The sequence below is a fragment of the Mesorhizobium caraganae genome (assembly GCF_016836705.1).
Lineage (GTDB): Bacteria > Pseudomonadota > Alphaproteobacteria > Rhizobiales > Rhizobiaceae > Mesorhizobium > Mesorhizobium caraganae.
Window position 1 is genome coordinate 1 of sequence record NZ_JAFCGY010000095.1, and the last position, 1,102, is coordinate 1,102.

Below are 1,102 nucleotides of genomic sequence, written 5' to 3' on the forward strand. Positions count from 1 at the left end.
GTGTTGGGGTGGACGGCCCCCGACGGCATCGTGATGTGCCAGAATGAGGTCGTTGCAGATCTCATCAAGGGAGACCGTCCGTGGATAAACTTATTCGCATTGGCATGGATACGTCAAAGAGCGTGTTCCAGTTGCATGGCGTGAATGAAGCCGAACAGCCGGTGTTGCGCAAAAAGCTTCGGCGCAATCAGGTGCTCGCCTTCTTTGCAGGGCTTTCACCGCTGAAGGTTGGCATGGAAGCCTGTGGCGCGGCGCATTACTGGGCGCGGGAGTTGCGCGCGTTGGGTCATGAGGTGCTGCTGATGCCGGCGCAGCACGTGAAGCCCTATGTCCAGCGCTCCAAATCGGATGCGGCCGATGCCGATGCGACCTGTGAAGCGATGAACCGACCCCGCATGCGTTTCGTTGCCGTCAAGAGCGCCGATCAGCAGGCGGCGCAGATGCTGGCCAAGCTGCGCGCGCAGTTCATCGACCGGCGCACGCAGCTCTCCAATTCGATCCGCGGCTTCGCGGCGGAGTTCGGCCTGATCGCGCCTAAGGGACTTTCCCGGCTCGGCGACCTACTGGCCGACATTCGCGCTGACGCGACGATCCCCGATACGGCCAGGGATATGTTCGAGACGCTGGCGCGCGACTATGCGCATATCAACGTCGAGGTTGCCGCACTCGATGAGAAGTTGCTTACCCTCCATAGGCACAACGAAGTGAGCCGGCGCTTAGCGGCCATACCGGCGGTCGGCCCTGTCGGGGCGACGTTGCTGGCCATCAAAGTGCCGGACGCGAGCGGCTTCAAGTCGGGTCGAGACTTTGCCGCCTGGCTCGGACTGACGCCGAAGAACCATTCGACAGCAGGCAAAAACAGGCTTGGGGTGATTACCCGCGCAGGCGACGAGATGCTGCGAAGCGTGCTGGTGGCGGGTGCCACCGCTCTCATCCAGCACATGCGGCGTGGCAGCAAACGGGTCTGGCCATGGCTGGCGGCCCTGGTCGCGCGCAAAGCCCCCAAGCTTGCAGCGGTGGCGCTGGCCAACAAACTGGCCCGCATCGCCTGGAAGCTGATGGTCAGCGGCGAGCAATACCGTCCCATCGGCGCCACCTGTCC

1 protein-coding gene is annotated in these 1,102 nt (G+C 63.2%); it reads left to right on the forward strand.

The genetic code is table 11. The features are described 5' to 3' along the window. Nucleotides 1-80: 80 nt before the first annotated feature. Nucleotides 81-1,102, forward strand: a 1,022-nt coding sequence (locus JQK88_RS35430) for an IS110 family RNA-guided transposase (protein WP_203281224.1), incomplete at its 3' end; no start/stop codon positions are given.